We start from the raw sequence: 25,761 nt of genomic DNA, 5'->3' as shown, positions 1-25,761 counted from the left end.
TTGAGCGCTAATGAAGACATTGTTAGATAAAGTAAAACAAAGTCAGAAAGCTGGTTTCGGTCATCTTTCTGACTTTTATGTCACATGATAGAGTTCTATTATGAAAAGTAAAGCTAAAGTGAAATCAAATCCCGTGACAACGTATTTAATCGTTCCATTCCGTTGTCAGTAATCAGCACCATATCCTCGATCATAATCGATCCGATGCCGTATCCGTAGTAGGGTGTCTCCAAGCAGATAACCATGCCCGGCTGAAACTCTGTGTCCTCGGATGGACTGAGGAATGGAGCTTCCTCTGCAGCTAAGCTTAATCCTGCACTGTGGCCCAAATGTCCACGATTATAAGTCGGAAGGCCGGAACGGCGGATGACAGACATTGCTTCGTTAAAGGCATGCTTCATTGGCATCCCCGGCTCAATGATCTCGAGCAGATGATCATGTCCAGTCCGCAGCGCGTTGTAGATACGCTGTACCGTATCGGAAGGGGAACCGAGCACAAATGTGCGAGCGATGTCTGAGCCGTATCCGTTGACGTCGACACCGACATCAAACTTGATCACTTCACCAACTTGTCCAGGTCGTGTATCGAAAATATGTGCAGGGGCGAAATAATCCCCAACAGATATCATATGGAAGCGGGAATTTGCTCCATTTGCATGAGTCAGCAGGGCAAGACGGAACGCATCTGCGATATCAGAAGCAGAGCTTCCGACGGAGATTCCTTTTATCGCGTCGGTTATGCCAATTTCGGCGTAGGTGCAGCTCTTGCGGAGCTGTTCCACTTCCCATGGCGTTTTCTGTGCACGCAGTTCGGTCAAAATTGGGCTTGCCTCTGATAGCTCGACATGGGGCAAAGCATCTTGCAAGGCGCGTACAGCTCCGTACTTCATAGCGTTCAGCTCCACGGCAACCTTTCCACTGCTTACTCCATACTCAGCGAGCACCTCATGGAGCAATCCAAACATCTCCTGAACCTGATGATTCACTGGGCGTTTCCCTTCATATTTATCACCACGCAATCCAAGCGGATCATCGACGTCGACCCAGGTTGGGTATGTTCGGAGCTCGCATTGGGGCAAGTCCTCTGGAACGCCTGCGGCTTCAAATTCGTTCATGATGATGACCGTGCGGCGCGACGAATCACGGAACATGACGGCTAGTGCGACTTCGCTCATACGCAAGGTGTACATGAACGTGCTCGGATGGCCGGATAAATAGTAGAAGTTCTCGCAGCCAGATGCCACGATGGCGTCTATCTGTTCACGTTCCATGATTTGTCGTGCACGCTCGGTGACATGCTTCAGATGCTCTGCTTTGTCGTTCATCATGACAGTCTCTCCTTTGATGAAAGTTCGATATTCAATTCCAATCCCATTCGAATTTTAATGGAATAGCATTTCGGTTGCATCTCCATATCCATGTCCATTTCTGTGCCATTGTTGCTGCAAATGGTTTTGCAATTGGTATTCCATTGATATTTTCATTTCTACTGCTCTTACTTTACTTCCGCTTCGGGCGTCGTTATTTCCTGCGTGATCGTGTCTGGATCATTTGCGAGCTGCCGCAAAAACTTGCGGGCGCGCTCTGTCTTAGGTTGATTGAAAAACTGCTCAGGCGCGCTTTCCTCTTGAATTTTGCCGTCACTCATGAAAATGACGCGATTGGCAACTTCTTGGGCGAATTTCATCTCGTGCGTTACGACGATCATAGTCATGCCTTCCGCAGCGAGCTGCTTCATTACCGCAAGCACTTCGCCTGTGAGTTCCGGATCGAGCGCGGATGTCGGTTCATCGAAGAGCATAATTTCAGGCTGCATCGCAAGTGCCCGCGCAATTGCAACACGCTGCTGCTGACCCCCGGACAGCCTAGAAGGATACGCATCCTTTTTATGCAGCAGTCCTACCTTAGCAAGCAACGTTTCCCCAATCTTAATCGCTTCCGCTTTGGACAGCTTTTTGACGATTGTTGGGGCCATGATAACATTGTCCAACACGGTCATATGCGGAAACAGGTTGAACGATTGGAACACCATGCCTGTTAACGTGCGAATTTGCTGAACGGCTTTCTTTTTAGAAGCAGCATCCATTGCGGTATTCCATTCGGCACTACCGACATGTATGGAACCGGAGTCTGGAACCTCCAGTCCGTTCAGGCAGCGCAGCAATGTACTTTTTCCCGAACCGCTAGGCCCGACCAATACGACGATTTCACCAGATCGAACTTGCAGATTGATATCTTCGAACACAAGCAAATCTCCGAACCGTTTCCTTAGTTTGTTTACTTCAATCATGTTGATCACACGTCCTTAATAGGCTTTAGACAAGCGAATTTCAATACGGTTCAAAATCGCTGAGAAGCCAATACTCATTACCCAATACATGAGGGCAATCGCAATGAAAAATGGCATTGCCACATAATATTGTGCAATAAGCAGTTGGGCGGAGCGAAGCAGCTCCGTTACGGTAACGACCGAGACGAGAGATGTCTCCTTCAGCATGCCGATGAAGGTATTGCCCATCGGTGGGATCGCTACGCGCGCCGCCTGCGGAAGCACAACTCTCCACATCGTTTGCCAGGGAGATAAGCCTAATGATAAAGCAGCTTCGGTCTGTCCGTTGGATACGGAAAGGATGGCGCCGCGGAATGTTTCGGACAAGTACGCGCTGATGTTGATACTAAGTGAAATAAAGGCCGCTGTGAGCGGCCCGAGTGTAATCCCAAAGTCGGGTAGTCCATAGTAAATAATGAAAATCTGTACCAATATCGGCGTTCCGCGAATGATAGACACATAAATTCTAGCGACATTGCGGATGAACTTATTTCCCTTCAAGCGAGCTACGGCGACAACCAACCCGATGAGGAGTCCAAAGAACATGGAAACGATCGTAATCAGCAGGGTGTAATATGCGCCTGTAAATAAAAAGTCTAGGTTTTGCATGACGAGTTCCATCTCTTGTACCCTCCCGGAATGGCTTAAATGTTAGGCTCTACATCAAACCATTTTTTGAAAATTTCTTTGAATGTGCCGTCCGATTTCATTTCTTCCAATGCTTTGTTGATGGCGGCAAGCAGCTCCGGATTGTTCTTGCGAATGGCGATACCGGCTACATCTTCTTTGATAGGCTCACCGACAGCCTTCACGTCGAAATGATTTTTCTCAATCAACGGCTTGAGCGCAAATACGTTGTTAATCGTTGCATCGATGCGTCCCACATTCAAATCCTGCAAGGAGGTAATGACATCGTTGTAAGTCGCAATTTCAAACTTTCCAACCTTAGGCATTGCAGCATCGCGCAAATATTTCTCATCATTCGTTCCAAGACCGACACCGATCTTCTTGTCTTTGAAGTCTTCAATTTTCTGGATGGACGTATTGTCACTCTTCACGATGACATTTACGGCATTTTTCACATAAGGAGTGGAGAAATCCATCTTCTGCTTGCGATCGTCTGTAATGGTAACTTGGCTGACTAGCGCATCGTATTTATCCTTTTGCAATCCTTCGATCAATCCGGAGAATTCGCCAGTGATGAACTCGACCTCTACTCCGATATGTTTCGCGACTGCCTTGGCAATATCAGCATCGAAGCCGTCGACCTCACGCTTATCGTTAATGAAGTTGTATGGGGCATAAGTGCCCATAAGCCCGATTTTAATTTTTCCGGATTTTTTAATTTGTTCCAGTGCGTTAGCGGAGCCCGCATCCGTTGTCGATTTGCTTCCGCATCCGACAAGTGCCACCGCGAGAACCGTTAATAGAGTAGTAGCTTTCAGAAGTTTTTTGAAATGGAATGACATGATTGTTGCCTCCTTGTGATGTTGTAGCTGTTTCCATTTGAACTCCAATGAAATGATCATATTCACGTTGAACCGTGCATGTATATGGGCTTCGGCAGCCGTAATCGGAATTATCCGAGAAGTCCCCGAAATTCGAATGTGGCAGTTGCTTCTGCGATTGCTGCTGGCGAATAGGCAGACTGGTAATCGACCTCATGCATAGGGCCGAACAGCCATTTGGACAACACGCCTGTAAGTAAGCAGACCAGAATGTTGGCGCGGAGCGACAAATCATCTTTTTGCGGCAGCATTCCCAATTCGATTGCTCTTTGTATATTCATCTTGAATGCTGCTTCAAAAGCAATCCAGGCTTGCGATACAGCTTCTCGAACGGGAGGATCGGCGCCTTGCCCCTTCATAAGAAGGAGAGCCATCAAATTCCGATTCTGATCAGCGAATGTGAATAGCTCGGTGAGCAGTCGAGTCGAGGAGCTTATCATATCATCGACAGTCCCTGTATGCTTGCGATAGCCTTGAGCAATGACTTTGCTTAGTTTCTCCTTGCCTTCATCAATTAACTCGAGAACGATTTGTTCTTTGCTTTGAAAATACCAATAGAACGTTCCTTGAGAGACACCGGCAGCTTTGACCACATCGGATATCTTCGTACAATGGTATCCTTTGTTTGCAAAAAGGTAGAGAGCAGCATTCATGAGCTGCTGACGTCTATCCGGTTCTTGATTTGATCTGATAGCCAGCGTTCATCGCTCCCTTTTCTTAACTGATTCATCAGTCAGTTTTAATTCCGATGCGATTACTATACTTTTGAATGGGCGCAGTGTCAAGTATTAATTTTGATTGGAATAGTAGGATTTGAAAATGTAGAGTTTTTAAGGAAGAAGAGTTGGAGAAATTGACAGAATTGATCCAGCCTTTGGATAATAGGGGAAGATAAATTTTGTTTATTTCATCTCATTGTATTACATTTTGCAGACAGAAGGGACGCGAGCGTAATGAATCCTCCAAAACATATCGTATCTGCCGGCGCCATCATTTTGAATGAACAGCACGAAATTTTTCTGATTAGAGGGCCGCGTAGAGGATGGGAGATGCCGGGTGGTCAAGTGGAAGAAGGGGAATCGCTCGCTCAAGCGGCCATTCGTGAGACGAGGGAAGAAGCGGGAATCGATATTGAAATTGTTCGCTTCTGTGGGATCTATCAGAATGTATCCGCTGGAATATGCAATACGTTATTTCTAGCCAAGCAGGTAGGCGGTGAGCTGACAACGACAGAAGAGGCGCTAGAAGTGGGGTATTTTCCAATAAAAGACGCTTTGCAGATGGTCACATGGAAGAACTTCCGTGAGCGAATTGAGAAATGCTTGGATGCTTCCCAGCAGCCGTTTTATGTCGAGTTCTAATGCTGTAAATAAATCGAGGATGTGTTCGTATATCGGCTAACGAAAATCATGGCTTTGACTCGTAAAAGGTATACCCCACATACAGCATGCCGTAAAAAAGAGCATACAGGTTGCTCGGCCTTAATCGATTGGTACTATTGATGATCATACACAACTATATACGAATAAGCTTCAAATCTATCGCGCATGTACAGTTATAACATTAATCAAATGTCAACGTCATAAGAAACAATAATGGCTAGTGATTGTAAAAATCGTACAACCTTAGCATATAGTTTAAACTTTTTAGATATGAGTTATTAGATGTATGATTAACGAGATCGATTGGAGCGAGCTATGGCCGCATCTTATGGTTCCACTGCAACGAAGAGAACCCCTCATTTCACTTTGCAAAATGAGGGGTTCATTTACATTTTTCACTAAGGCGTTGCACCACTAGCTGACTCGCTGAATTGAATAATGCCGGCGGACACTTCGCTAACAATTTGCTGCATCTCTGTCCACGGCGGTTGAAATTCCCTGCCCCATTCAATCGTAAAGCCGTAAATTTTCCCTTTGTTCGGATCAGTCATATGACGACTATACGCATAGTCATCAGAGGTGCCGGAAGTAGGATAAAGGTCGAACGCCTGCTGTACCTGATAATTTCGTCCTCGAACGGCTTTAATGCCTTGGTGCATCGCGTTTGCTAGCGCAAGGGTCACCGTTCGATCCTCGTTCGAAATATACTCTTTATAGGCGTTATCTCCTTTTAACCCGCGGACTGTATCAAATGCAGGGTTCATAAAGTTCATATTTTGTTGATTCGACTGGTTTTCATCATCTCCCCAGTTTGTTAAAATTTTCTCTCCGTATGAGTGGATATCCACATACCACTTAATTTGCGGAAAGTTATCGAATATCCAAATAACATTTTGCGTCTCATGTTCGGAAGCGGGAGTGCTGCCATGATACGTCTGGTCTATGCTGCACGGGTCTGTGGACGTGCGAACTGGCGCTAAAGGGGAGAAGTGGTCTGGGAAATTCCATAAAAAATCGAAATTTCGATTTATATCAACTCCAACACAACTGTTATTTCCTCCACTATCAGCTGGATTCCGGTTACGTCTCCACAACGCTTCTATCGTTTGGCTGTATAAACGGCCATCTGGGTTAACATCTGGAAAAATAACAAAATCAATGGACTCGAAGAGCGATTTGATCTCAGTTGAAGTGAAGTTTTTTCCTCCATAGACTAACCCGGTACCTTGGTCATAGGCCTCCAATAAATCTGCCGCCAAAAACACACAAATTTCACAGCTTCCCCATTCGCGTGCATGAACGCCGCCAGTTAAAAAGATTGTATTTCGTTTGCTTTGAAAATGACTTGATAGGTGTAACGCATGAGATGTACGCTGCTCTACACTTTTATGGGGAAGTGTAATTAACTTCGTGAAGTTCGGATATTTGCGGCTTAGAGCAATAATAGCCGACTCCACTTCGTTCACATTTAAGTAAGCCACCTTTTTTCCTCCTGTCAAGCATAGACTTGTGTTATCGCTTAATCCCAGTGCCTTGAGGCGCTACATTGCCACCCTCATAACGATCGGCGTTACCGACTTCTTGCTGTCGTTGTTCTAACATGGACCGACTAATATGTTCAAGAATTTCATAACGGTAGCCTTGCGAACTCAAATCATTCACGTGATCATCCGGTACATAGGCCTCTATAACAAATGTTCCGTCGGGCTGTCGATTTGGCCCGCCACAGCTCATATCAATAGATGCGCTGCGTACAAGCTTATTCATCTCTTCACGAGTGTCCGTCGTTATTGCAATTTTTTTTATCATAGTTCTCCATCCATTGCTCAAGTTTGGTATTATGCTGCTCTTCTTCATATACGTAATAGATGTACATCGTGTATGAATCCAACTTTAAATGACACGATTAGTTGAAGCTTTTTCTACACTGGAACGAGCTTGAATAACAGCACTGGAAGCATTAATTCGTCCTGATCCGAACTTGTCATAATGCCAGAAAGTCAAAATGAATGGCAACAACATCGGGGATTTCTTTAATTAATACTTTTTTCCCCGTGCAAAAAAATGTCGTTGCAATCATGTCAACTCCTAGGCTGATTTTCTTCGCACGTTTAATATTTCCATGTGTTGATGAGTTTATTCTTGTTTGCTAGGAGTGATTGTATAAGGGATACAGGCATTTGTTTGCATGAATGGTTCCCCTCAAATATGCAGCATATAATTATACCTTTAACACAAAAGACAAGAATGGATACGAGCAGAGATACATGTGCTGCACAGCAAATCGCCGTGAATTAGGACTAGGAAGTTAAGCTTACGGATATAAGAGAAGAGGACAAATTGAATAAGAAATTATTCCTCAGAACCGCTGAGGAGAAAGCGAAACGTTCAGCGGAGAGAATATATGTTGACGAGGCAGTCTTTGATTTGGATACCAAAAAGGTGGTCGTGTCTCAGATCCGGACGCTTTATTTGAACGAGGACACTAAGAAGCGTATGTTACTTACGCCAGACGCGACTGACCGCATCGATAATCAAGGAAAGGTACAGTGGGGTGCTTGTTGAACATGCTTCTATTAATGAAACATACATGAACATTCGGAATTGAGCAAAAACGAGAAGGACTGCAGCTCCTTCACGAACGGAGGGACTACGGGCGCTTTGCTGTCATTTTAACTGTCTATCGAAAAATATAGTACATTAGTAATGTGTATATTATTGATTTATATTATTGAATCCAGGGACAGGGAGGGCGCAGGATGAACGGACAGACTGGAGATCATCAGCGTAATGCTTCAAGCTTGTTCGTAATTACCGGTATTATGGCGTCAGGCAAATCCACGGTTGCGCAATTGTTGGCGGAACGCTTTGCGAGAGGCGTCCATGTTCGCGGCGACGTGTTCCGCCGCATGATCGTAAGTGGTCGCGAGGAAATGCTGCCCGATGCTGCGGAGGAAGCGATCAATCAGCTTCACCTTCGATACCGTTTAGCTGCAGGTACAGTGGATGCCTATGTAGAAGCCGGATTTACGACGGTCGTTCAAGATGTCATTATCGGAGAAGTGTTACAGTCTTTCCTACAGTATATTCGGACACGTCCTCTCTATCTCGTTGTACTTTGTCCTAAGCCTGAAATTGTGGCGGAACGTGAAGCGTTGCGAGAGAAGAAAGGGTATGGGCTCTGGAGTGTTCAGGATTTAGACGAAGGTCTCCGTCATGCCACGCCTCGAATCGGCATGTGGCTGGACAGCTCTGACATGACACCGGAAGAAACCGTCGACGAAATCATGCGCAGAGCGTGGACAGAGGCAGAAATACGCTAAGTTTATTTTGAATCGGAGGACAAATAATGGCTGCTAAGGAATATCTCGATACATTTACAAGTGAAATGGAGCCTATCGGTGTTAGGTCACGGGACGAGGCTCATGCTAGGGGATTTTGGCATCAAACCTTCCATTGCTGGTTGTGGAAGATCGAGAATGGAAAGCTGCTTTTGTTGTTCCAACGCAGACATCCGCAGAAGAAAGATTATGCGGGTCTACTGGATATTACGGCTGCGGGCCATCTGGAAGCCGGAGAAACTCCAATGGATGGGATTCGGGAGTTGCGTGAGGAACTGGGGATCGAGGTTGAATTTTCTCAGCTAACGTACAGTGGTGTTATACCAAGCAGTATTGAGCACGAAAATAGGATTGATAATGAATTTTGTCATGTATTTCTTCATGAATACAAAGGAGACATTACAGATTTTCGATTGCAGGAAGATGAAGTGGTATCCATTGTCATGCTGGAAGCAGCACAATTCCGCAAGCTGATTGCAGGCGAAGTACAGCAAATTACTGGCGAGGAATTTATGCCGTCGAACGGTGTGAGCGGGAGCAAGCTGGAATTAAAGATGAAGGACTTTGTCCCATCCAGAACAAGTTATTATGAATATGTACTCGATCAAATTGCAAGCTTGGCTCTTCTTGAATCTCCATGCTTCATCCGGAAATAATCCATGGATTAATAGCATACTGGTTTTGTATGATGAGATGAATGAGAACCTTTTTCAATAATACGAACGAATGATCATGTAGTGGACGCAGCAACCGATAAAAGGAGAGCGAGATATGTTTATCGAAACGAAAACGATCCAAGTGAAGGAAGGAACTTCACAATTGGTGGTTGATAGGTTCAGTGGCGCGGGCGTTATCGAGAAATCAGAGGGCTTTATCGATTTGAGCATTTGCGTAAAGAAAGTCAGCAGAGGTGATGAGGAAGTCGTCATTCTCATTCGCTGGGAGTCTGAAGAGGCATGGAAGAAATGGGAGACAAGCGAAGCTCATATTGAAGGCCATAGACAGAGCCGCGGCAAGCCGAAGCCAGAGCATATATTGGGCTCTCAGCATGCGGTGTATGAAGTGAAGGCCGTCAAGACATTCGTGAAGATTTAATTTGATCAGAATATAGCGTAATCAGAAGAGGGGATCCATACGGATGCTCTCTTTTTGTTAATCAGACATCATGCTTGCTAAGGGTGTCACAGCCACTTCTGTTATTCAAGTAAAAGCCAATCCGGAGCGCAAACGCAACACAAGGAGCCGGTCCTCTGTACGAGAACCGGCCCTGCATCCTTTTACGATTGCGTAGTCTATTTAGATATAGAAGTATATTGGAGATATACGAATTAATTAAGCTCGACCTTCACACTTGTTGTTGAACCGCCATATACGTATGCTTGTGTTATTCCGTCTTTTAATTTCCTATTGTAAGTATCAAATGCACCTACCCAGATTTGATGCTGATGGGGATTTAGTCCAGAAAGAGTAATATTCTTAGTAGCTACACCGTATTGTTGGTGTTCGATCACAATTTGGCCGGTTTCCATGTCTCTGACCGAAACTTTGAAATGGTCGACATTTAAGACGAAACTCCAAGAGATTTGGAGACTCCCTGTTGCAAGCGGGGCTACGCTTTGTTCGGATCCTTTCGTTGCTTGGGACTCCGTTGTATGAAATGGAACTTGCGAATCTTTAGCCAGCGCAGAACCCGTACCTAATGTTAGCATTACCGTCGCTGAAAGCAAAAGAGTTGAATACCGCTTTAACATAAAAAACCTCCTACTTAAAAATAAAACATACGATCTTAAAATATGATAATTAACCATAATTTAGAACAAAAAACTCTGAATGATAAAAAATATTATATGTTTTCTTCATTTGATTCTTGATCAGGTGAACACAAGTGCCCTTTAGGTTGTTTCATTTTTAAATAGAGTCTGTATAATTTTACCTAGTTATCATGTTCGATAATAGGAGGAATGCTTCTGTATGCAGCGATGGGTGGGCAAATCATTGAAGCGCAAGCTATCCATTATCTTGTTAGGTGCCATTCTTGTACCGCTATTGTCCCTGGGGTACGTATTGTACAGCATTGCAGCGATGGAAGCCGAAGAGCGAACGAAGCAGTCCAGCCTTGGGCTGCTGGATCAGATCAAGACGAATCTGGAGTTCATCGTGCAGGATGTTGAGAATATGTCCATTTTCCTCATCGGACAGGAAGACATTCAGCGTTATCTAGCTTCAACCAATCAAGGCAGTGGGCTGCAAATTAAGCTTATGGGGTTTCTATCTAACTTTGCCTTTTCAAAATCCTACATTTCCAACATCTCCATTTACCCAAACAACGGCAATCACACGCTATCCAACACGACTATCTTCAATAATGGGCTTTTCAAAGACAGAAACAACACGATCATCCAGCAACTACATGATAAATGGTGGAGCTCGCTTTATACCAATGAGACAACGAACGGAGAAGAAAAGGTGATTTCCTTCGTTAGGCCGATAGGGAGCATGACTACTTATCAGCCTAAGGGGGTGTTGTCTATCAGCATTAGCGAGGCCGCTATCGCTGAATTTATGATGAAGCCGGCCCTCATAAGCGGAGAAAGCTTGCTGCTTGTAGATCGTGATCAACGGATGATATCAGGAACGATGAGGGATGGATTGACGCAAGCAGTGACCCATCTGCTGCCCGGCTTGGACGTGCTGAACATGCAGGAAGGGCAGGGCTTTGTCACATATGGGGAGGGGGAAAACAAGAAGACGATTGTGTACGCAAAGGTACCTCATGTTGATTGGCTCCTGTTGGCCGTAATTCCGTATGCGCAGTATCAGGCTCAGAACCAATATGTAGTTACAGTGACTGCGATTACGGTAGGTCTAGCCATGATGATCATTGCAGGAATCGTACTGTTCCTTATTATTCGAGTGACAAGACCGCTGCAGACGGTTGCTGCATCCTTGAAGGGCTTTCGTCCAGACGGAGAAGTCATCGCTCTGCCGATTACATCCTCGGATGAGATCGGCATGCTCGTGCACAGCTATAACAAGCTTGGAGAACGCGTTCATGTCCTCATGCAGGAGGTGAAACGCCAAGAATCGATGAAAAAAGAGGCGGATATGCAGGCACTGCAGGCGCAGATTAACCCGCACTTTTTATATAATACGCTTGCGTCCATACATTGGATGGCGCTCATGAACAAGGATGCCAAAATCGCGCAGATGGTAGGATCGTTAAGCGACTTCTTGCGCTTTAGTTTAAATAAGGGAAGCGAGTATTGTCAGGTCAAGCAGGAAGTGCTCCATGTGCAGCATTATGCATCCATACAGCAGATTCGCTACCCGGAGAAATTCGAGATTGCTTTTCATATCAGCTCCGAGCTTGAATCCGAGCACATGCTGAAGCTGCTGCTTCAGCCGTTGATCGAAAATGCGATCATTCATGGCATCCTTGGCAAGCAATCGAAGGGCTGCATTACCGTAAGTGCACAGCTGACCCAAATGGGCCATATGCAATTCACCATTGAAGATTCCGGACAGGGGATGTCACAGGAACAATTGCAGACGCTCCTTCAACAAATAGAGGTACCGCTTGATCATACCATTAAGCCAGCAAGCAGCTATGGGCTGCGCAATGTGCACCAGCGGCTCCTGCTGCATTATGGAGAAGAGTCCGGGTTAGTGTTACATAGTGTTGAGGGACGAGGAACAACCATATCCTTCACGATTTCGTCCATAGAAAAAGAGGAGGAGGGAGAAGGCGATGAAGCTGCTTATCGTCGATGATGAAGTTATTATTCGAACAGGCATACATCAAGTGATCGACTGGCTGGCGATAGGAATTGCCCCCTTGCAGCCTGCCGCTTCGGGAGAAGAGGCATGGCAGCGAATTCAAGAAGAACAGCCGCACATTGTAATGACAGACATTCGAATGGGAGCGATGAGCGGTTTGGAGCTGGCAGCTCTCGTGAGAAACCATTATCCATCTACAGAAGTCATTATGCTGTCCGGTTATGATGATTTTGCCTATGCACAACAGGCGATGCGGGCAGGAGCTCAGGATTACATCTTGAAGACAGGCCGTCCAGAGGAAATTATGGAGGCGGTATTGAGGGCTAAGCAGAGATTAGAAGTAAAGCGGCAGGAAGCTAGTGCAGGACGAATGAGCATGCGCATGTTGAAAACACAGCTTTTGGACAAGGTATTGACGGAGGGAATGCCGGAAGAAGAATCCGCACGTCGACAAATACTTGAATTGCTTCATCTCGAACCAATCTCCACAGCTTATCAAGTCATCATGCTTACTGTATCTGGCTGGAAGGATGAACAGCTGCTGCAGTTCGCGGCTGCCAATTTCATTGAGGAGACGCTGCAATGCGATACTCTGCTGCATTCGAGTCATATGGTGCTGTTGTGGCGGCTGAAGACAGCCTTTGAGTCCTCTAGACTCTTAACCGATACACTCTCTTCATGTGAGAGGCTTCTAAAATGCTCGATATTTGCAGCTTGTGGTTCCGTGGTCGCTCATTTCACAGAGACAAAGCAGTCTTACGGGGAAGCAGAGCAGGCATTTGCCTATGCTCAGATCGCGAACTGGAAAGGAGTCATTTCATATGCGGACATCCAGCATCGAACGGGAGGAAGGATAGTATGCACACGTGAGGAAGAGGCTGAGCTATTCAGTCTTTTAACGCAAGGAAATCGAGCGGCATTGGCGCATTGGATTCAAAGCGTGGTCACGGTTCACATGCAGGATGAACAGACGACACCTGACTCGCTGTTGGCATACACCCAGTCCATTCTTGTGTCCGCGTGCCGCTGGCTGGAGCGAATGATTCCGGAAGAAAGAGCACTTCGCGATATCCGTCATCGTCTTTTGTCCGATCAGCGTGTGGAAGAGGCGCTGTATCACGCATGTTGTGCGATTATGGAACGCTATCAGCAGTACGATGATCGGAACCGTACCAGCTCCTATATTCAGCGTGCGATGTTCTATATCAGGGAGCACTTGCATGACAGCTTGTCTTTGCAGCAAGTTGCCGCCTATGTGCATGTGAATCCGAACCACTTTAGCGAGGTATTCAAGCGTGAAGCGGGAATGAACTATATTGACTTCGTGACTGCGGAGCGCATGAGACTAGCGAAGGAGCTGTTAACGGGTTCGGAGCGCAAAATAAGCCATGTGGCTAGTGATTGCGGGTATGAGGACGTGAAATATTTTTGCAAGCTGTTCAAAAAGCATACGGGATTATCCCCGTCTCAGTATCGGCTTCACAACTGAAAAAAGTCCCCCTTTCACCGAAGATTATCTCCTTTTGCTTGAGGAGTCTTCAATTTATAGTGGTAGCAAGTGGATAAACGTTCAAAAATATGTCGGCAAACAAGCAATGCGGTGCTGGACGGAGATGCTTTTTGAACTTGTTTCTAAGTCATAAGGAGGGGCTGTGAATGTTGAAGGACAAAATGCGTTGGAGTCAAATGCTTATGCTCGTTATGATGTTGGCATTGGTACTGGCAGGGTGTGGAGGCGGTTCAGCATCGTCAACAGAGTCTAATTCGGGGGCAAAAACAGATTCAAAAAATAGGATTCAACTTACACTGTGGCACAACTTCACCGGGGAAGACCTGCGCGCCAAGGCAATGCGGGGAATTATTGAGCAGTTCAAGCAGAATCACGCAAATGTAGATTTGCAGATTCAAGCGATACCGCCGGATGCGTATCGCCAACGGTTGAAAGCGGTTGCGGCTGCAAATGAGATGCCGGACGTATTCATTATGCATCCCGGAACGATTGCCAAGGAGTTCTCGGCCGCAGGCTTGATTCAGCCGCTGGATGAGCTGCTGAATTCGAATCAGGCGTGGAAGGACGGCTATATGCCGAATTCCTTTGATGACTTTACTTTTGACGGTAAAATCTACAGTGCTCCGATGGGATTGTCGCCTACATCCATTTTGTATTACAACGAGAAAATGTTAGCGGACAATGGCTTAACCGTACCAAAGACGTGGGATGAGCTGCTGCATGCAGTTAAAACGCTTAAATCCAAAAACATCATTCCAATTGCGCTTGGCAACAAGGCTCCGTGGCTTGCACAATCCAGTATCCTCAGTTCACTTGCGGATCGGGTGACGGGAACGGATTGGTTCCTGAAAGCAGTTGCCCAGGATGGAGTGAAGTTTACGGACCCTGAATTTGTGAAGGCGCTTGGGCATTTGCAGGAGCTTGCGACGGTTGGCGCGTTCCAGGATGGCTTCAATGCGATCGACACGACACAAATGGAACAATTGTATTCACAGGGCAAGGCTGCGATGTTCATCGAAGGCGGATGGGCGGTTACGAATCTGGCTGCATCTGCTCCACAAGAGATACTAGATTCAACAGGTATCGCTGTTCTACCATCTATTCCGGGCGGCAAGGGAGATCCGAACTCTGTTTCTGGTGCCATTGGTGTCGGACCTGCGTTAAGCAGCAAGATTGAGGGTGAGAAGAAAAAGGTTGCAGAAGAGCTTGTTCTCGCGTTGGCTGGCCCTGACGCCCAGAAGACGACATTAGAGGCTAATCAACTCGTTAGCTTCAAGGTGGAGCTTGATAAGAGCAAAGTAAATCCATTGTTCGCCAAGCTGTATGAGCTTGTTAACGAAGTGAAGCGAACGCCTGTTTATGATTCAAAATTAACGTCTGGCGCTACAGAGGCTGTTAATAATGGCTTGCAGGAGCTACTGCTCGGCGGGAAGGCCGAAGATATCGCGAAGAAGATACAGGATGCGCAGGAGCAGGGACTGAAGGAGTAGGATGGATTCAGTTCACACTTAGCATCTGCATCTCGGTCATATAGGCAAAAGTACTGAGATCATGGAATATTATGCAGCCTAACAAAAGAAAAGGATAGATGTCTATGACTGCTGCATCGCGTGCGCGGATGTTTATCGTGCTTGGCTTGTTGCCCGCGCTTCTTATTTATGCTGTATTCGTCATTATTCCGGTTATCTGGTCGTCGTATTATGGGCTTTTTAGTTGGAAGGGCATGGGCGCCATGAAGTTCATTGGACTGCAAAATTATAGGGAAGTCGTTAGCGATCCGATCTTCTGGAGCTCATTCCGCAATAATCTGTATATCGTTGCTTATTCCGTGGTCGGGCAAGTTCCAATTGCCCTGCTGCTGGCGCTGCTGCTTGTCCGCAACCGTTGGTACGAGAAGTTCATTCGGGCTTCGGTGTTCATGCCGATGGTGCTGTCTTCCGTCGTTATTGGATTAGTATGGGGATACATTTATCATCCGCAGATCGGTATATTAAACTATCTTCTTGATTCGCTTGGGCTATCTTCCTGGAAGCTCGGATGGCTGTCAGATCCGAAGGTAGCCATGCTGTCTATTGGGCCGCCGATAATATGGAGCAATATTGGGCCGTATCTAATTTTGTTCATTGCGGCTTTGCAAAATATACCGAGTGAAGTGAACGATGCTGCCAAGCTGGATGGCGCCGTAGGCTGGAAGAAGCTGTCCCGCATTACGCTGCCGATGATTTGGGGCATGATCAAGGTGGCTGTAATCCTATGCATTTCGGGGAGCTTGAAGGCGTTTGATCTGATTTTTATCATGACACATGGCGGTCCGGCACATTCAACCGAGCTGCTTGCCACGTACATGTACAATAACACGTTCAATATTTTCCGATATGGGTATGGCAGTGCAGTTTCAACATCTATCGTCATTCTTAGCTTAATTCTTATTGTCGTCAGTCAATTGTTGATGAATCGGAAAAAGGACGCGCTCTAAGTAGAGGAAGGTCTCGAACATGATGAGTAACATGGATGACATCGATGTGGATCTATTATGGTTATGTGGATGTAGATTGTGTGTTGCGTCATCCAAGTCCAAGAAGACAGGAGGAGTGGATCATGGGGAACCAACCCGTTCAACAGCTTGGCCGCATGCCTTCCTCTCGCAAGAGCCGTTATTCTCATTTGGCATGGAAACCGTGTATTGCCGGCATCACATGGGTATTGCTTGTGCTGTACGCTTTGTTGACTCTGTATCCATTAATTTGGCTATTTATAAGCAGCTTTAAAAGCAATGAAGAATTCTTTTCCTCTCCATTCGGCATGCCGATTGAGTGGAGATGGGAGAACTTCGTTCGGGCATGGGATGTTGCAAGTATGAATGTCGCCTTCGGCAATTCTCTGGCTGTGACGGTAATCTCGTTGCTTGCTACATTGCTGATCGGAGCGCTGGCAGCCTTCGTGTTGTCTCGGTTCAGCTTCAAGTGGAAGCCGTATATCATGGGCTTGTTCTTGCTCGGCATGCTCATTCCGATACACAGCACGCTTGTCCCGCTATTCATTATGATGAAGCAAATGTCTATTCTCGATACCTATGCGGCGCTTGTACTGCCTTATACGGCATTTGAGCTGCCGGTCGCGATATTTGTTCTGTCCGCATACATGACCTCCTTCCCGAAAGAGCTGGAGGAAGCGGCCTTGATCGATGGAGCGGGTTATACCGGAATCTTCTTGCGGGTCATTCTTCCGCTGTCGCTGCCTGCGCTTGCAACTGTAGCCGTACTCGGCTTCCTGCGTTTCTGGAATGACTTCGCATTCCCGCTCGTCTTCATCAGCAATCCGCTGCTAAAGACACTGCCGCTAAGTCTTTCCATCTTCGCGGATGGATACGGCACGGATTACAGTCTGACGCTCGCCGCGCTGAGCCTGTCGGTTGTTCCGACGATCATTATGTACTTGCTCTTCCAGGAGCAGATTATGAAGGGGATGCTGGCAGGAGCAGTGAAGGGATAACGTTCGAAGATGATACAGCAGAGTTACCGCCAACGAAAGGAGTTGGCGGTATTTTTGCTTTTTTTGTTGTTGCTGAGGAAAAATAGCCTGGAGTTTTGCGTCTTGCAGCAGGGGATAAATGCTGCTTGTGGAATGCCTAATTCTTTCCGTATTGGCAACGCGCCGTGTCTAACCTTTCTCAGCATCATAAAATGAATATGTACCTAGAGAAAGGAGGTCATCTCAATGGGTGAATTCGTTGGCAATGCGGGTTGTGGAGTTGGAGGCTTTACTTCCACAGGCGTAATCTTAGTTCTGTTCATTTTATTGGTCATCATTTTATGCTCATGCTTTATATAATACGATAGGAATGAACACTGTTACTGCCTTCAATAAAACACATGCACGTGTGTTAGGCCTTGCTGATGAAGCAGGGCTTTTTTCTATAGGGAGTTCGTCTAGTTTCTTTGTACCTAACTTCCAGTTCAATTGCTCACATGTCATTATCGGTATCGTCATTGCAAATATGGCACACATACTACAGGGCTTGTTTTTTACAGCGGTTTAAAAGTTCCCTTTCACACTTATATGTTTACAATATGCTGAACGACTTGAACCCGACTGAGTAAAATGTAGAAGTTAGCAGCATCTATTTTATTCGGTGAGGGAAAAGAAAAAGCACCCTGTGCTGGGAAAGTCCAGACGAAGGGTGCTAAAGGGTAGGTCGAGCCTAATCCTCAAATAACTCATCCATCAATTGGTCGACTTCTTTTCTGCGTTCTGCCGTCGCTTGTTTGTCTACAGTAATTACATTCCCACGAATATGAACCACATCTCCAACCTCAGCTTCACCGGGCAGCAGGTGTTTCGGATACTCGATGGTATGCCCGTCTTCAACTTCTATGGTTGCGATATCGCATTCAATTTGGTCGATTACACCTTGAATCAATGCTTTTACCTCGCCTTCTCAAATGTTATTGAATTCCCGTCACTTATTGAAGTGACAGTACCCTCTTTATCGGTTCGGTACACTTTAACGTTGGCTGTTTTGAGACGCTTCATGATAATGTCTTTCGGATGCCCGTATTTGTTATCCTTGCCAGCGCTAATGACCGCATACGCTGGATTGATTGCCTGTAGGAATTCAGTGGATGAGGACGTATCCGAGCCGTGATGCCCTACTTTGTATACATCTGCTTTGAGGTTGGCTCCGCTTTTCACCATGTCGGCTTCACTTTTGCGTTCAGCGTCTCCAGAGAATAAGTATGATGTATTTTGGTATGTAAGCTTGAGAACCGCACTCCAGGCGTTCAAATCCTTTCCATAGTCCCCAACAGGGCCGAGAAACTCAGCGCGGACCCCATTTAGCGGGAGCTCGACACCCGCTTTGGCGGATTTAATCTTGAGCTTCTGATTTTTGACGGCGAATAGAAAATCTTCGTATGTCTTTGTAGTGTGCGATACTCTAGGCGCATATACGGATTTAGCTGGAATCGCATTCAGCACAGTATCCAGACCGCCGATATGATCGGCGTCAGGGTGAGTGGCAATGACTGCGTCCAGTTCTTTTACGCCGTACTGCTTCAAATATTTCACGACATTCTCGCCTTGACTGTTGTCCCCGCCGTCGATTAACACATGCTGACCTTTGGGCGTGCGGATAAGTGTTGAATCGCCTTGCCCTACGTCAAGATAGTAGACCTTCAATACTTCTGATGAGTGTGTTGTGGACTTGTCTTGATGGATGTTTCCTTGGGTTTCCCTACTTGCAGTCACTGGCGAGCAGGCTGTCAGAAATACAGCCAAAAGTACGAATAGTAAGTATAGTTTCTTCATAGATGCCTCCCTCTCCTACTAATCTATTTTATCATAATGAATAAAGGATGAAGATAGTTGATATTGGTCTCATTTCTATATAAGAAAAAACTCATGCTCAGCAAAAAACACCTTCAAATTTGTGCTATATCCTGCGATATAAGAACACTCATGGGAAGGTGCTTTCATGCCACTCACTATCTGGGTGAGTTGGGTAACTTTGTTGTTTTATAATCCCGTGTTTAAAGATATGCTTACAGCTTCAACAGCATGTATGTAGGTTGTGTTAAATCTTGAAAATGCTTATATGTAAAAAACATATATTAAGATTCGATAGGATAGGACAAAACGTATAGCTAAGCAATCGAAATTAACCAAATTTAAGAGCTTATGTGAATATGGACACATACTCATTAACAATGTAATATGAATGTGAATAAACAACATGGGGAGTGTCATCATGAAGAAGTATTTTGTAATATTTTTAATGGCTGCATTAGCTGTAGTGACTGTAGTATCTATGCCAATGCAGACATCTGCAGCTACTGATTACAGAGGGGGAATATTGGACGGAGTCGGTCTTTATTTAGCCTCAGATGCAACAAAGCCAGGAACACTAGTAACAGAGGTCACTGATAACAATGAATCTACAACAGTAACAATGTCGGGTTGGAATGTTGGGACTAATCAAGATCATATTGTTAAATCGTTCTCGGAGCCGGTTACAGTAACTTCGTTAAGAGTTAGTGCAACTAAAGCTATTAGTGTAGGATTTTACGATAAAAGTGGCACTTACATTAAAGTGAATGGTCAAGATCTGTTAGAAATTCCTGCTGAACAAGCAGATGGAAGACTAATCGAAATTCCTGAAACAAGCGGAATTTATAAGGTGTTTCTATTTAATGGATTGAAAGAATCTTTAGATGTCAGGGAATTTAATCTCTATAACAATTCTCAAGAACCAGAACCCACACCGGATCCTAAGCCAGAACCTACGCCTGAATCAGGGGATAGAGCAATCTTAGTGGTCACTATGATCACAGGTTTAGAAAAAGAATTTGATCTGAGCATGGATGAGGTAAATGCATTCATCACATGGTACGAAAACAAACAAGCTGGATCGGGAACTGCATCCTATGCTATTGACAAGCACAACAATAACAAAGGACCATTCAGCGCACGTAAAGACTACGTTATCTTTGATAAGATCTTAACGTTCGAAGTAAATGAATATAAGACTAAATAATTTTAAAGCCGCTCCTAGTGGTCATAACTCTGTCAAGTAGACAAGAATAAAAAATATGCTGCGACCGTTTCTCGGTATTCCACCGGGGAACGGTCGCTTAGTTTCTTCTGAAAGCGTTCATGGTTGTAGAACGAAACGTATTCATGGATAACTTGTTCCAAGTCAGAGATCGATCGTAGATTGGTTAGATATATTTCTTCGGTTTTCAGATGTGAAAAAACGATTCGATGCAGGCATTGTCAAAGCAGTTTCCACGTCGAGAATGGCTACCAACGATCCCAAGCTTTGTGAGTATACGGTTAAACGGCTTTGAGGTGTACTGGAACCCTTGGTCAGAATGCAGAAGAGCACCGGTAAGATTTGTTTTCTCGCTGAGGATGTCCACTGTCTTCGTAACAAGTGAGAGATCGTTTCGTTCGGACAGATGCCAAGCCACAACCTCGTTGTTGTATAGATCCTGGATTACGGAGAGATATACAAAACGATCTCCCACACGAATGTATGTAATATCAGTGACCAGCTTGCGCAGCGGCGCTTCTGCATGGAACTTGCGACCCAGCCGATTGGAATGAACAACAGACGCCTGCTTGCCGAAATAGCGCCGCCATTTCTTCTTCTACAGTTGTGAACTTGATCTTCGGTCGTCCTTTACGAAAGGCTTTTTGTTTAAATGGTTGGCCTTCCTGATACCGCTTCAACCATACTTCTACCTGTGTCTTATTTCGAATCCTAAGTTGTTTGGCCACCTCTCGGTACGACATATTCCCCTCGGTTACCAGTTTAACTGCTTGCATTTTTAACTCTTCAGGATAACTGTTATTCGTACGGCCCCGTTCTCCCATGAAAAAATCCCCTCCGGTCGATAACGATTTAAGTCCATCTTAACAGATGTCTTTTTTACGTTGTCTACCATGAGGGGATATTACCACTATGGGCGGCTTTTTATTTTAACCTTACTCTATAGCCACTCTAAGGGGCGGCATTATCAGATCTTAGTGAATTGGATAAACAGGACCCTCGTAAGTTACACCCCACCAATCACCGGCTCCATCTTTATACGAGATGACAACCGTAATTTTGAGGTTACCAGCGTACTTACCATCATCGTAGTGATATGTCGATGGGATGGATGCTCTCGTAGGGTAATATTTCTTGTTATATGCCCATACGACTCGTTCGGTACGTTGGGCTGCATAATCTTCTTTTGCAGAGTTTGGCGCTGTGGGGGGCGGGGCTGCACCTACTGTTGGTGTGAGCGAGCCGACTAACAAAACACCTGACAACACGAATGACCATAATTTGTAATTCACGACTATCTCCTTCCTTATTTGGTATATTAAATCATATAATATCCATATGTATCGGAATGAAATATATGCTGATACGGCGGTGTTTTGAATGCTCGGGGATTTTATAAGAACAGATGGGCAAAGGGAGAAAGGAATTTCTTCAAAAGAACCTCAACAAACCGTTCCCCAGTGGAATACCGAGAAACGGCCTGCAGCGTAAGATTTCTTTTCATACTTGATAGGGGGATGGTCATTTTAGTTTTTCATTTAAAGATAAATTTACAGCTTCAACAGCATGTATATAGGTTGTGTCAAATACAGGAACCTTGGAATCCTCCGGTTTTACCAGCAATCCAATTTCTGTACATCCTAGAATGATTCCTTCAGCGCCCATTTTAATTAATCCATGGATCACTCGTTTATAATAATCCCTTGATTCCTGGTGAATCTTGCCCAAACATAATTCCTCGTAAATAATCTTATTGATATGTTCTCTCTCCGTGGCATGGGGTACAATAACCTTTATTCCATTCAGCTCCAAGCGGGCTTTATAAAAATCCTGCTCCATCGTGTATTTGGTGCCAAGTAGCCCGACAGTTCGAAGCCCGTTTTCTTTAATTCTGCTTGCCGTTGCGTCTGCTATATGTACAATGGGGATATTGATTTTGGATTGGATATTATCGATAACTTTGTGCATCGTATTCGTACAAATAATGATAAAATCAGCCCCTCCTTTTTCTAAAGAACGAGCAGCGTTAGCTAGTACAGCCCCGGCTTTTTCCCAATTTCCTTCTGACTGGTACTGTTCAATCTCCTCAAAGTCGACACTATACAAAAGGCATTTTGCTGAATGCAGTCCTCCTCGTTTTCTTTTTACCTCTTCATTAATGACCCGATAATATTCAACCGAGGATTCCCAACTCATTCCGCCAAGCAAACCAATTACTTTCATGTTGCCCCTCCATTCATATAGTTGCCTGATTATTCTACTCCGTTCATAACCGCATTTAATTTCTGATTTGACGGTAAGCTGAACAAGCGGCTAGTAACAGTGAAATAAAAGTTATTTTATGTGTAGATTCTATGTTTCTTTTTATATGCCTCCTTCTCCAATGGTACTATATTATAATATTGGAAAGACTAATGATGGTCAGGTTAAATCGAAATGTACGTAAAAATTTTGTCGTCGACCTCCAACAGCGTAAAAAGTCTTGAGGATCGACGACAAATTATAAATAGGAGATATAAAGGGGAAATCGTTGATAGTAAAAGGAATCTATAAGTTTTTGTCTGTTTAGTGTTAAGAAAATATGGCTTGTTTGCTCAAGTGGCTGTTTGGTAGAATGGGCGTATTGGCGGTATTTTCTTGGGTTTTGAAAGTACCTATTAAAAATTGAAATCGATTCGAACTAACACGAACAAATACGCGGAAGGCTCCGTTTTGAAAGTACCTATTAAAAATTGAAATTGTACACTTGCCTGGCAGTCTCCATCGCCTAAGGTGATCGTTTTGAGCGTACCTAAAGGTGTGCCGACGTTTCTAAGGAATCAAATGGAACCACCGCTTACGTTCAGAATAGGTTCAAATTAAAAATAAAATTGTAACGTAAAAGGATCTCAACAGATGTTGGGGTCTTTTTTTGTATTTCCATATTTTCATTGACTTCCCTATAATGGTATGTTAGTTTAATTTTGAAAATGAGAATCATTATCACTATATAAATTTTTGGATTACTCATCAAATTGCTGCACCGCGAATTCAAGAGGGAGGGATATTTATGCGTACGATAGAAACAGCGCATACAGATAACGGCTCGAACGCGATGGGCCACATGCAGAAGACGGATTTGCAGGAGATTAAATTATTCATGGAGCGGCATTACAACGAGCAGCTCACCATCGGACAATTGGCGGAAATGGCGAATATCAGTCCCAAATATTTCGTGGATTTATTTAAACGTACGTTCGGTCAGAGCGCGATGGAATTTTTGACGGGTGTGCGCATTATGCATGCAAAGCGCCTGCTGGCGGGATCGGGTGAAAGGCTGCGGGAGATTGCCCAGAAGGTAGGTTACAAGGATGAGTTTTATTTTAGCAGAAAGTTCAAAAAGGAGGTCGGCGTGTCGCCATCTGATTTCGCTAAAAATTCGAAGAGGCAAGTCGCCGTTTGCCAGTCCTCGGCCATTGGCCTTTTGCTCCCGTTAGGCATTATCCCAGAGGCCGCACCTCTCGATACCAAGTGGTCTCCTTATTATTACAACCTACTTAGCGGCAAAATTAAAACGCATTTGCTGTTAACGGATCCTTATCATAAATTCACGTTTGAAATTAATCTGGATAAGCTGTGCCGGGCACGACCGGACGTCATCATTGCCTCGGATCAGCTAAAAATGCGCGAGAGCAGCAAATTGAATTCGATTGCCCCTATTCACATCGTCCCGGGTAAAGCAGGCTGGCGGGAGCAGCTTATGGGAATTGCCCGTTTTTTGAACAAGGAAGAGCTTGCACAGCAATGGATCGATCGCTATGAAAAAAATGTGAAATCCGGGCGCGCGCAAACGACACGGACTCTTGGGGGAGATCGCGTTATAGCGCTGCGAATCTACCAGTCGCAAATATTTGTGTATCGCAATCGGGGTTTGGAGGAAGTGTTGTACGATGACTTGCAAATCAGGTCTGCATTTGAAAGAGAGCAGCACAGCCTCTCGACGATTTCGATGGAGGAGCTACAGGAGCTCAATCCCGAACGAATTTTGCTTGCCGTGTGTCCGGAGGCGTCTTCCCGCAAATATTGGCTGTCACTGCAGCATTCTTTGGAGTGGAAGCAGCTTCAAGCAGTCCGGAACGGTCATGTACATCCGATAACCGCTGATCCCTGGTTTGAATATTCGGCTGTTGCGATTGCCCGAATGCTGGATGAGGCTTTGCTTCTCTTTACTGGAAATTGTCCAAACACAGTTCTGGATAACAGCTATGGTGAATCTTTCGCAACGTGAGTATACTCAAAGTCGATTGAGAATCATTATCAATGAAGGGGAGATATTGTGTTGAGTCGGCGGAATGCACGTAAAAAAAGTTGGAAGATTCGAATAATAGCACTGTTATGCTGTGTGCTTATCGGAAGCTTGCTTGCAGGTTGCAGCAGCGCTAAGAAGGAGGACGGATCCGCTGCATCCGAACCTCAGGGTGCAAAAGGAGCCGCGTCCAATGTGGCGGCGGCTGCTGCCGGAGCAAAAAATGAAGCAGCAACCGAAGAACGGATCGTAACGGACGAGCTAGGGCATGAACTTAAGCTGTCATCCGCACCAAAGCGGATATTCGCCCCTAACATGGAGGACTCATTGCTGAAGCTAGGCGTGAAACCTGTAGCGCAATGGTCTAACGGGAAGAAAGGGCATGAGTACCTGCAAGAGGAGCTGAAGGATGTGCCGAAACTGGACTTGTCAGCAGGGCTGCCTTCGCCGGAGGTGTTAATGTCCTACAACCCGGATTTAATCATCCTACATACGGAAACGTACGCTAAGGACGCAACAACCTATGAAAGCTATGCAAAAATCGCACCGACGTATGTTTTTAAAAATGCGTCTGGAAATATTGAAAAATCACTTGCTACAATTGGAGACTTGCTCGGCAAGTCCACTGAGGCTGATGCGGCATTGCAGGCCTATCGGCAAAAGGTAACGGACGGTAAGGAGAAGCTGAGCAAGGTTGCGGAGAACAAAAAGGTCGCTATTATTCGATTTGCGCCGAGAGGAATTAGTCTGATGGGCGGCAAGTATTTGTGCGGATATGTGCTGCATCAGGATTTGGGACTTGGCATTACGAAGCTGGTTGGAAATGAGAACAGCGCGAATCTCTCGCTAGAAGTCCTTCCTGAACTGGATGCTGATTATATTTTCGTCATCAACGCTTACGATCAAGGAAGCGACCGCATGAAGGAGATGATGGACAGTCCAATTTGGAAGAGCATGCCTGCGGCCAAGCAGGGTCATGTCTATGAAGTGAACAACCAGTACTGGCTCGGGAGCGGCTTGATTGCGTACGAAAAAATCGTTGACGACACAGTTCGATTGTTGACGGAATAGGGGGCAAT

At 45.3% G+C, this 25,761-nt stretch carries 28 protein-coding genes; 13 read left to right on the top strand and 15 right to left on the bottom strand.

From position 1 onward, the window contains the following. Window positions 1-113: 113 nt before the first annotated feature. The 5 genes from NO352_RS14195 to NO352_RS14175 form a co-directional block, all read right to left on the bottom strand. On the bottom strand, window positions 114-1,328 hold the full coding sequence (locus NO352_RS14195) for a M24 family metallopeptidase (protein ID WP_289355946.1): 1,215 nt from the start codon (window positions 1,326-1,328) through the stop codon (window positions 114-116). Between the two features lie 167 nt (window positions 1,329-1,495). Then, complete coding sequence (locus NO352_RS14190) at window positions 1,496-2,290, bottom strand: amino acid ABC transporter ATP-binding protein (protein WP_289355945.1); 795 nt, start codon at window positions 2,288-2,290, stop codon at window positions 1,496-1,498. A 15-nt stretch (window positions 2,291-2,305) separates the two neighbouring features. Further along, a complete protein-coding gene (locus NO352_RS14185) occupies window positions 2,306-2,950 on the bottom strand; it encodes an amino acid ABC transporter permease (protein ID WP_163979681.1) in 645 nt (214 codons plus the stop codon). Between the two features lie 23 nt (window positions 2,951-2,973). Beyond that, window positions 2,974-3,798 carry a transporter substrate-binding domain-containing protein gene (locus NO352_RS14180; protein ID WP_289355944.1) on the bottom strand — a complete coding sequence of 275 codons (825 nt, stop codon included), beginning with the start codon at window positions 3,796-3,798 and terminating at the stop codon, window positions 2,974-2,976. 110 nt (window positions 3,799-3,908) lie between these two features. Then, a complete protein-coding gene (locus NO352_RS14175; RefSeq protein ID WP_005546334.1) occupies window positions 3,909-4,490 on the bottom strand; it encodes a TetR/AcrR family transcriptional regulator in 582 nt (193 codons plus the stop codon). A 300-nt stretch (window positions 4,491-4,790) separates the two neighbouring features. Between NO352_RS14175 and NO352_RS14170 the strand changes: the two genes are divergently transcribed. Further along, window positions 4,791-5,198: an NUDIX hydrolase gene (locus tag NO352_RS14170; RefSeq protein WP_268600095.1), complete on the top strand. Its 408-nt coding sequence runs from the start codon at window positions 4,791-4,793 to the stop codon at window positions 5,196-5,198. A gap of 419 nt (window positions 5,199-5,617) precedes the next feature. Here the strand turns inward: NO352_RS14170 and NO352_RS14165 are convergent, their stop codons facing one another. Further along, window positions 5,618-6,700, bottom strand: a complete 1,083-nt coding sequence (locus tag NO352_RS14165) for a M14 family metallopeptidase (RefSeq protein WP_289355942.1) — start codon at window positions 6,698-6,700, stop codon at window positions 5,618-5,620. A gap of 31 nt (window positions 6,701-6,731) precedes the next feature. Then, the gene (locus tag NO352_RS14160; protein ID WP_163979677.1) at window positions 6,732-7,028 is read right to left on the bottom strand and encodes a hypothetical protein; all 297 of its coding nucleotides are present in this window, start codon (window positions 7,026-7,028) and stop codon (window positions 6,732-6,734) included. A gap of 531 nt (window positions 7,029-7,559) precedes the next feature. On the opposite strand from NO352_RS14160, the gene NO352_RS14155 reads away from it, so the two are divergent. The 4 genes from NO352_RS14155 to NO352_RS14140 all read left to right on the top strand — a co-directional run bounded on the left by NO352_RS14155 (window position 7,560) and on the right by NO352_RS14140 (window position 9,655). Further along, window positions 7,560-7,784: a hypothetical protein gene (locus NO352_RS14155; protein ID WP_289355941.1), complete on the top strand. Its 225-nt coding sequence runs from the start codon at window positions 7,560-7,562 to the stop codon at window positions 7,782-7,784. A gap of 194 nt (window positions 7,785-7,978) precedes the next feature. After that, window positions 7,979-8,542 (top strand): AAA family ATPase, encoded by a 564-nt coding sequence (locus tag NO352_RS14150; RefSeq protein WP_289355940.1) that lies wholly within the window; start codon window positions 7,979-7,981, stop codon window positions 8,540-8,542. 26 nt (window positions 8,543-8,568) lie between these two features. Then, window positions 8,569-9,216 (top strand): NUDIX hydrolase, encoded by a 648-nt coding sequence (locus tag NO352_RS14145; protein WP_289355939.1) that lies wholly within the window; start codon window positions 8,569-8,571, stop codon window positions 9,214-9,216. Window positions 9,217-9,331: 115 nt separating this feature from the next. After that, complete coding sequence (locus NO352_RS14140; protein ID WP_005546350.1) at window positions 9,332-9,655, top strand: antibiotic biosynthesis monooxygenase family protein; 324 nt, start codon at window positions 9,332-9,334, stop codon at window positions 9,653-9,655. Between the two features lie 233 nt (window positions 9,656-9,888). Here NO352_RS14140 and NO352_RS14135 read toward each other — a convergent pair whose 3' ends face one another. Continuing rightward, window positions 9,889-10,311, bottom strand: a complete 423-nt coding sequence (locus NO352_RS14135) for a hypothetical protein (protein WP_005546354.1) — start codon at window positions 10,309-10,311, stop codon at window positions 9,889-9,891. Window positions 10,312-10,531: 220 nt separating this feature from the next. On the opposite strand from NO352_RS14135, the gene NO352_RS14130 reads away from it, so the two are divergent. The 5 genes from NO352_RS14130 to NO352_RS14110 all read left to right on the top strand — a co-directional run bounded on the left by NO352_RS14130 (window position 10,532) and on the right by NO352_RS14110 (window position 17,339). Next, window positions 10,532-12,331: a cache domain-containing sensor histidine kinase gene (locus NO352_RS14130; RefSeq protein ID WP_268600880.1), complete on the top strand. Its 1,800-nt coding sequence runs from the start codon at window positions 10,532-10,534 to the stop codon at window positions 12,329-12,331. After that, window positions 12,309-13,826: a response regulator gene (locus NO352_RS14125; protein WP_005546360.1), complete on the top strand. Its 1,518-nt coding sequence runs from the start codon at window positions 12,309-12,311 to the stop codon at window positions 13,824-13,826. Before NO352_RS14130 ends, NO352_RS14125 begins: the two co-directional genes overlap by 23 nt. A 167-nt stretch (window positions 13,827-13,993) precedes the next feature. Beyond that, window positions 13,994-15,337 carry an extracellular solute-binding protein gene (locus tag NO352_RS14120; protein ID WP_289355938.1) on the top strand — a complete coding sequence of 448 codons (1,344 nt, stop codon included), beginning with the start codon at window positions 13,994-13,996 and terminating at the stop codon, window positions 15,335-15,337. 104 nt (window positions 15,338-15,441) lie between these two features. Continuing rightward, window positions 15,442-16,323, top strand: coding sequence for a carbohydrate ABC transporter permease (locus NO352_RS14115; protein WP_289355937.1), 882 nt, complete (start codon window positions 15,442-15,444; stop codon window positions 16,321-16,323). A 122-nt stretch (window positions 16,324-16,445) separates the two neighbouring features. After that, window positions 16,446-17,339: a carbohydrate ABC transporter permease gene (locus NO352_RS14110; protein ID WP_289355936.1), complete on the top strand. Its 894-nt coding sequence runs from the start codon at window positions 16,446-16,448 to the stop codon at window positions 17,337-17,339. Between the two features lie 709 nt (window positions 17,340-18,048). Here the strand turns inward: NO352_RS14110 and NO352_RS14105 are convergent. Next, entirely contained in the window at window positions 18,049-18,267 is a 219-nt protein-coding gene (locus tag NO352_RS14105; protein ID WP_268600877.1) for a DUF3006 domain-containing protein, read from the bottom strand. Window positions 18,268-18,272: 5 nt separating this feature from the next. Further along, entirely contained in the window at window positions 18,273-19,154 is an 882-nt protein-coding gene (locus NO352_RS14100; RefSeq protein WP_289355935.1) for a ComEC/Rec2 family competence protein, read from the bottom strand. A 439-nt stretch (window positions 19,155-19,593) separates the two neighbouring features. On the opposite strand from NO352_RS14100, the gene NO352_RS14095 reads away from it, so the two are divergent. Continuing rightward, window positions 19,594-20,379, top strand: a complete 786-nt coding sequence (locus NO352_RS14095; protein WP_005546368.1) for a hypothetical protein — start codon at window positions 19,594-19,596, stop codon at window positions 20,377-20,379. A gap of 32 nt (window positions 20,380-20,411) precedes the next feature. On the opposite strand, the gene NO352_RS25295 is transcribed toward NO352_RS14095, so the two are convergent. From NO352_RS25295 to NO352_RS14080, 5 genes are all read right to left on the bottom strand, one after another. Continuing rightward, entirely contained in the window at window positions 20,412-20,588 is a 177-nt protein-coding gene (locus NO352_RS25295; RefSeq protein ID WP_483311841.1) for an IS3 family transposase, read from the bottom strand. Beyond that, complete coding sequence (locus NO352_RS25290) at window positions 20,585-20,872, bottom strand: transposase (RefSeq protein WP_483311840.1); 288 nt, start codon at window positions 20,870-20,872, stop codon at window positions 20,585-20,587. The genes NO352_RS25295 and NO352_RS25290 overlap by 4 nt, the downstream gene beginning before the upstream one ends. A gap of 16 nt (window positions 20,873-20,888) precedes the next feature. Then, complete coding sequence (locus NO352_RS25285; protein WP_483311839.1) at window positions 20,889-21,221, bottom strand: transposase; 333 nt, start codon at window positions 21,219-21,221, stop codon at window positions 20,889-20,891. Window positions 21,222-21,371: 150 nt separating this feature from the next. Next, window positions 21,372-21,689 (bottom strand): PAS sensor protein, encoded by a 318-nt coding sequence (locus NO352_RS14085; protein ID WP_268600897.1) that lies wholly within the window; start codon window positions 21,687-21,689, stop codon window positions 21,372-21,374. A gap of 229 nt (window positions 21,690-21,918) precedes the next feature. Then, window positions 21,919-22,620, bottom strand: a complete 702-nt coding sequence (locus NO352_RS14080; protein WP_005546373.1) for an aspartate/glutamate racemase family protein — start codon at window positions 22,618-22,620, stop codon at window positions 21,919-21,921. An 826-nt stretch (window positions 22,621-23,446) separates the two neighbouring features. Here NO352_RS14080 and NO352_RS14075 point away from each other — a divergent pair. Then, complete coding sequence (locus tag NO352_RS14075) at window positions 23,447-24,664, top strand: AraC family transcriptional regulator (protein WP_289355934.1); 1,218 nt, start codon at window positions 23,447-23,449, stop codon at window positions 24,662-24,664. 48 nt (window positions 24,665-24,712) lie between these two features. Then, complete coding sequence (locus NO352_RS14070) at window positions 24,713-25,753, top strand: ABC transporter substrate-binding protein (RefSeq protein WP_483311838.1); 1,041 nt, start codon at window positions 24,713-24,715, stop codon at window positions 25,751-25,753. The last annotated feature ends 8 nt before the right edge of the window (window positions 25,754-25,761 follow it).

It is taken from the genome of Paenibacillus sp. S-12 (genome assembly GCF_030363895.1).
Taxonomy (GTDB): domain Bacteria; phylum Bacillota; class Bacilli; order Paenibacillales; family Paenibacillaceae; genus Paenibacillus_B; species Paenibacillus_B alvei.
This window is presented reverse-complemented; position numbering and strand designations above follow the sequence as displayed.